The 5,555-nt window shown below is 74.1% G+C and carries 7 protein-coding genes and 1 pseudogene; 5 read left to right on the top strand and 3 right to left on the bottom strand.

Annotated features, from left to right (window positions below):
- Both KBX53_RS20500 and KBX53_RS20495 read left to right on the top strand, forming a co-directional pair.
- Window positions 1-344: pseudogene (locus KBX53_RS20500) on the top strand (monooxygenase); the annotation flags it as partial.
- 93 nt (window positions 345-437) lie between these two features.
- Window positions 438-1,373, top strand: coding sequence for a DUF2332 domain-containing protein (locus tag KBX53_RS20495; RefSeq protein WP_210861065.1), 936 nt, complete (start codon window positions 438-440; stop codon window positions 1,371-1,373).
- Window positions 1,374-1,381: 8 nt separating this feature from the next.
- Here the strand turns inward: KBX53_RS20495 and KBX53_RS20490 are convergent, their stop codons facing one another.
- Together KBX53_RS20490 and KBX53_RS20485 are read right to left on the bottom strand one after the other, a co-directional pair.
- A complete protein-coding gene (locus tag KBX53_RS20490) occupies window positions 1,382-2,323 on the bottom strand; it encodes a MerR family transcriptional regulator (RefSeq protein WP_210861064.1) in 942 nt (313 codons plus the stop codon).
- Window positions 2,324-2,356: 33 nt separating this feature from the next.
- On the bottom strand, window positions 2,357-2,983 hold the full coding sequence (locus tag KBX53_RS20485) for a dihydrofolate reductase family protein (protein ID WP_210861062.1): 627 nt from the start codon (window positions 2,981-2,983) through the stop codon (window positions 2,357-2,359).
- Between the two features lie 142 nt (window positions 2,984-3,125).
- Here KBX53_RS20485 and KBX53_RS20480 point away from each other — a divergent pair, with 142 nt between their 5' ends.
- A complete protein-coding gene (locus tag KBX53_RS20480; RefSeq protein WP_030337400.1) occupies window positions 3,126-3,380 on the top strand; it encodes a DUF5522 domain-containing protein in 255 nt (84 codons plus the stop codon).
- Window positions 3,381-3,478: 98 nt separating this feature from the next.
- On the top strand, window positions 3,479-4,027 hold the full coding sequence (locus KBX53_RS20475) for a hypothetical protein (RefSeq protein ID WP_210861060.1): 549 nt from the start codon (window positions 3,479-3,481) through the stop codon (window positions 4,025-4,027).
- Between the two features lie 19 nt (window positions 4,028-4,046).
- Here KBX53_RS20475 and KBX53_RS20470 read toward each other — a convergent pair whose 3' ends face one another.
- Window positions 4,047-4,736, bottom strand: a complete 690-nt coding sequence (locus KBX53_RS20470) for a metal-dependent transcriptional regulator (protein ID WP_030337404.1) — start codon at window positions 4,734-4,736, stop codon at window positions 4,047-4,049.
- A gap of 100 nt (window positions 4,737-4,836) precedes the next feature.
- On the opposite strand from KBX53_RS20470, the gene KBX53_RS20465 reads away from it, so the two are divergent.
- The coding region (locus KBX53_RS20465; RefSeq protein ID WP_247675933.1) for a sulfurtransferase at window positions 4,837-5,555 on the top strand (719 nt) is incomplete at its 3' end.

Raw genomic sequence — 5,555 nt, 5'->3', positions numbered from 1 at the left:
ACAGCCCACGCTGGAGCACCGTCCGCGCCGTCCTGCTCGGCGACGCGGCCTGGTGCGTCACCCTCTTCGCCGGGCACGGCGCGGGACTGGCGCTCGCCGGCGCCGACCAACTCGGTGCCGCCCTGCGCCGGCACGGCGACGACATCCCGTCCGCCCTGGCCGGCTGGGAGACCGGCCTGCGCCCCGAGGTGACCAGGCGGCAGGCGCTCGCCCGCCGGGGCATGTACCAGTACGCGCCACCGAGCCGGCTGCACGTCTGGATGAACGACCTCACGATCCGAGCGGTCACCCTCCCCGGCATCCGCGGACTCGTCCGACGCGGCATCGAACGGCAGAACCGCTGACCAGCGCCGCGAACCGGGTGCTGGCCGTCATCCCGGGTGCGGTCGCCGCAGCAGCGGACGGTCCGGCCATCGGGCAGGTGCCATCATCGGGCCATGACGATCAGCGAGCAGTACGTCGACTTCGCCGTCCGGGAGGCGCGCGGGGTGTCGCCCACGTACGAGCGCCTGTCGCAGGCAGTCGCCCACGACGAGGACCTGCTGGCCCTGCTCGACGGGCTACCGCCGGCCAAACGGCAGCCGAACCTGCTGTTCGGCGTCGTCCGCTGGCTCGGCGGCCCGGTCGACGACCCGGTCACCTTCCACGACTACGTGCTGACGCACTGGCCGGCCATCGAGGCGCAGATGCTCACCCGGGCCACCCAGACGAACGAGGCGGGCCGGTGCGCGGTCCTGCTGCCGCTGCTCGCCGCGTTGCCACAGCCAGTGGCCCTGCTGGAGGTCGGCGCGTCGGCCGGGCTCTGCCTCTACCCCGACCGGTACGGGTACCGCTACGGCGATCACCAGGTCGGCTCCGGTGAGCCGATCCTCGACTGCGCTGCCGACGGGTTGGTGCCGCCGGCACGCGTACCCCAGGTGGTGTGGCGGGCCGGCCTGGACCTCAACCCGCTCGACGTGACCGACCCTGACGACGTGTCCTGGTTGGACGCCCTGATCTGGCCGGAACACGCCCACCGGCGGGTCCGGCTGCGCGCCGCGGCGGCGATCGCCGCGGCCGACCCGCCGCTGCTGGTCCGCGGCGACCTGGTGGACGACCTGCCGGCGCTGGCCGCGCGGGCACCGGCCGACGCGACGCTCGTGGTCTTCCACACGTCAGTGCTCTACCAGGTGCCGCCCCCGCGCCGGGAGGCGTTCGTCCGGTTGGTCCGCGAACTGCCGGGGCACTGGGTGGCGGCCGAGGGGCCGGAGGTGCTCCGGTACGACGCGTTGCCCGCGCCGCCGAACGACGCGCTGCACAACGTTCTCGCGCTCGACGGGAAGCCGCTGGCCTGGGCCAGAGGCCACGGCCAGGCGATGACCTGGTTCGGCTGACGGGCGGGTCAACGAGCCGGCTCGGGCATCCGGGCGCGCAGGGCCCGGATGAACCAGTCCACCGCCGGCGCTGTCGCCGTGCCGGTCGACCAGCCGTTGAGCACCGCCAACAGGTCGAGGTAGCGGTCCCGGCGGGGGTCGTTGGCCGGAACGAGCCGGTCGAGCAACAGCTGGCGCAGGTCGGCGTCGTCCGGGTGACAGCGCAGGCGCGCATACCGGCCGGTGACGGCGGCGACCACCGGGTCGGCGTCCGGGCTGGTCGGGTCGAGACCGGCCGTCAAGGCGGCGGCCACCGCGTCCCGGACCACCGCGACGGCGTCCGGGCGGGGCAGTCCCGGGACGTCATGATCGGCGGCGTGCTGCCGTACCAGCAGCCGCATCCGCTCCCGGAACCCGGGGTCCCGGCACAGCTCGACCAGCTCCAGCCACGCCTCGATCTGCGCGCTGGTGGGGTCGTCGGGCAGCTCCGGTGTCATCGAGACGATCACCCCCGGGGACGCGGGCCAATCGCCGAGGTCGGCGAAGACGCCGCCCAGGAAGTCCGCCACCAGCTGCCCGCGCTCGTGCCTGGTGAGCTGGGCCAGCCGATGCAGCTCGTCCACCTCGGCCGCGCTGGACCCGCGCCGCGCCGCCACGGTGAGCACCCCCTGGCGCAGCCGCAGCACCCGGATCTGCACCGCCAACGCCTCGGCGTGCGCGGCGGCCACCTCGGGCAGCGGCACCTCCTTGTTCACCACCCGCCGGATGGTGGCCAGGTCCACGCCCAGCTCCCGCAACGTGCGGACCAGCTCCAGTCGGGCCACGGCCGCCGGGCCGAACCGTCGGTAGCCGGCCGGGCTCCGGTCCGTCGGCGGCACGATCCCGCTGTCGGCGTAGTACCTGATGGTCTTGACGCTCAGGCCCGTCCGTCGCGCCAGCTCGCCGATCGTGTGCCGTGTCTCCCCGCTCATGCCCTCACCCTCGCGTCTCCCCCCGCTGGAGACTCAAGCACCGTCCGAGCCGGCGAGGACAGCCGCGACCGTCGAGGTGAACGCCTCGGCGTCTTCGAGCCACGGATAGTGCCCGGCGTCCGGCTGGACGACCAGCGTGGCGCGGGGAATCAGTTCGGCGAACCGGGCCACCAGGCCCGGCGGCGCGGCCAGGTCGACGGCACCGGCGAGCAGCAGCACCGGGTTGACGTAGATCCGGTACTCGTCGATCAGGTTGTGCCGGGCGAACGTCGCGGCCAGGTCGGCCCCGCCGAGGGCCAGATCGCCGCCCGGCTCAGCCTTGAGCTTGCGGACCTGCTCGACGTCGACCTCGCGCACCACCGTCGCGTTCCAGTCGGCGTGGTCGAGCGTGCGCGAGTAGACGATCTTCGGCATGTCCCGCCAGATCCGGGCGAACTCGCGTTCCGGGCCGCTGGCGCTCGGGTCCTGATCGGCGGTCGGCCAGTAGGCGGCCATCAACTGGTGGCTGACCCGGCCACTGAGGAACCCGCCCATCGGGGCGATCACATCGTTGAAGTGCTGGTGCAGCTCCTCATCGACCTGGTGCCAGCCGATGTCACCCCCCGGGCCCTCGAAGAACCCGTCCAACGACAGGCTCATCTGCACAACGATCTTCCGCATCGCGTCCCCTCCGTATGCGTCGACGGGCGTCGAACCGATCGTCCCCGGACCGTACGACGAAACCACAGCGCACCGCGACGACACCGGGCATGTCGCGCATCCAGCTCGGAGGCCGGGCGGTAGCCGTCCCTAGACTGCTGCGGTGACCGGAGAGCGACGACCCCTGGCCGACCGGCCGCTCACCGAGCCGCACCCGTCCCGGCTGCCGCCGGAGCACCCCGACCGGGCCCGGGTCCTCGCCGCGCACGCCGCCGCGCTGGCCGCCGGGGAGGCCGGTTACCTCGACCCGGCGAGCGGGTTGTTCGTGCTGAGCGCCGACTTCCTGGCCCGCCGTGGCACGTGTTGCGGGCGCGGCTGCCGGCACTGCCCGTACGTGGACGACACGCCGTCCGGGTAGTCGTCCGCGGGGGCTTCCGCGCGACACCGACACCCCGTACGGTGTCCGACGGACAACCGGCGGGCGCCTTCCGCCGTCGGTCGGCGAGAGGGTGGAATGTGCGCGGGCGGATCGTGGTCGCCGGGTTGGCCGGGCTGCTGGTGAGTGGCTGCGCCGACGAGGCGCAACCGGTGACGGCGCCGCCGCCGGTGCCGATCGCTGTGGACGCGGCGGCGGCCTCCTCGGGCGGCGCCTGCCGACTGCTCGACTTCACAGTGATCGAGCAGGTGGTGAAGACGCGCTTCGACGTGGCGGCGTCCAGCGAACAGGGCGACACCCACACCTGTGTGGTCCGGGCAGCCGGTGCGACCCTGCCGGAGCTGACCCTCAGCGTGACCGAGACCACGATCGACAAGACCAGCTTCGGCGCGGACGTGGTGCCGGACAAGGCGGCGAAGATCACCGGGCTGGGTCAGCAGGCGTACAAGCGGACCACCGCCGCGGCCAGCGGGCGGGGACCCGTCGCCGAGGTGGGCTGGCTGGCCGGCGACGGACGGCTCGCCACGGTGAGCTGGACCGCGGCCCGTGGCAGTGAGCGCTCGGCGGTGGAGAAGCTCACCGGCGACCTTGTCGCACTGGCCAAGAAGGTGGACACCCGGGCGCTGTGACGCCCGGGCCCACGCCCGATCAGCTGGCGGCGACGAAGACCCGGGAGGCGACCTCGCGGGGCAGCCGCACCCGGTCACCGGAGCGGTCGATCGACACCCCGTCACGCTCCTGGGCCACCGTGACCGTGGCGCCCGGGTCGACACCGGCGGCGTGCAGTTGGCGCAGCACGTCGGCGTCCTTCTGCACGCTCTCGCAGATCCGGCGCACCACGACGGGCCCGGAGAGGCCCGGGAAGGCCAGGTTGCGCTCGCCCTCGGCGGCCTCGGTGGTCTCCGCCGCCGGCGAACCCAGCTCCTGAAGCCCCGGGATCGGGTTGCCGTACGGGGAACGGGTCGGCCGGTTGAGCAGGTCGTACACCCGCTTCTCCACCGCGTCGCTCATCACGTGCTCCCAGCGGCAGGCCTCCTCGTGGGCCTCCTCGTAGGGCATCCCGATGACGTTGACCAGCAGCAGCTCGGCGAGGCGGTGCTTGCGCATCACCGACACCGCGCTGCCGCGCCCCTGGGGGGTGAGCGTCAGGTGCCGGTCTCCCTCGACGGTGAGCAGGCCGTCACGCTCCATCCGGGCGACGGTCTGGCTCACGGTGGGGCCACTCTGCTGCAGCCTTTCGGCGATCCTGGCACGCAGCGGTGGCACCCCCTCCTCTTCCAGTTCAAGGATGGTGCGCAGGTACATTTCGGTCGTGTCGACCAGGTCGTGAGACTTCATAAGGTCAGCGGCCCTCCGGTGCACGATGCTACCTCGGTGGCGGGCCGGCGACCGCCGCCGAACCGCGTGCCGTCTCCGCGAATGGTGTTGGATGGTCGCCATGTCCGGTACCCAGCAGCCGTTGGTCGAGGTCGACACCCTCGTCGCCGAGCTCGACCAGGCCGATCCGCCCACCCTGCTCGACGTGCGCTGGCGGCTCGTCGGCCCGCCCGGCCGCGACGACTACCTCGCCGGCCACCTGCCCGGGGCGGTCTTCGTCGACCTGGACACCGCGCTCTGCGGGCCCCCCGGCGCCGGCGGTCGGCACCCGCTGCCCGATCCGGCCGCGTTGCAGGCGGCGCTGCGGGCCGCCGGCGTCCGCGCCGGTCACCCCGTGGTGGTGTACGACGGCGGCGACGGCCTGGCGGCCGCGCGGGCCTGGTGGACGCTGCGCTGGGCGGGGCACCGTTCGGTGCGCCTGCTGCACGGCGGCTACCCGGCCTGGGTCGTCGCCGGCCGGCCCGTCTCCACCGACGCGCCCGCCGCACGCCCCGGTGACGTCGTGGTGCGCCCCGGTGAGCTCCCGGTGCTGGACGCCGGGCAGGCCGCCGCGCTGGCCGCCGCTGACGACGCCGTGCAGCGCTGGCACGCCGAGCGGGGCCGCCCCGCGTTGGTCCACCCGCCGCGGCCGCTCGCCGCCCCGGCCGGCGCCCAACTGGACGCCCGCGGCTGGGGCACCCGCCCACCGACGCTGGTGCAGACCGCGCCGCTCCCCCGGCTCGCGTCGGCCTCCGCCGACGAGCACTGCGGCACGGCCACCGACCAGGGCGACGCCAGGGG

This window comes from Micromonospora sp. M51 (genome assembly GCF_018070305.1).
Taxonomy (GTDB): Bacteria; Actinomycetota; Actinomycetes; order Mycobacteriales; family Micromonosporaceae; genus Micromonospora; species Micromonospora parva.
The sequence above is the reverse complement of the archived record's forward strand: the minus strand, read 5'-3'. Positions and strand labels throughout refer to the sequence as shown.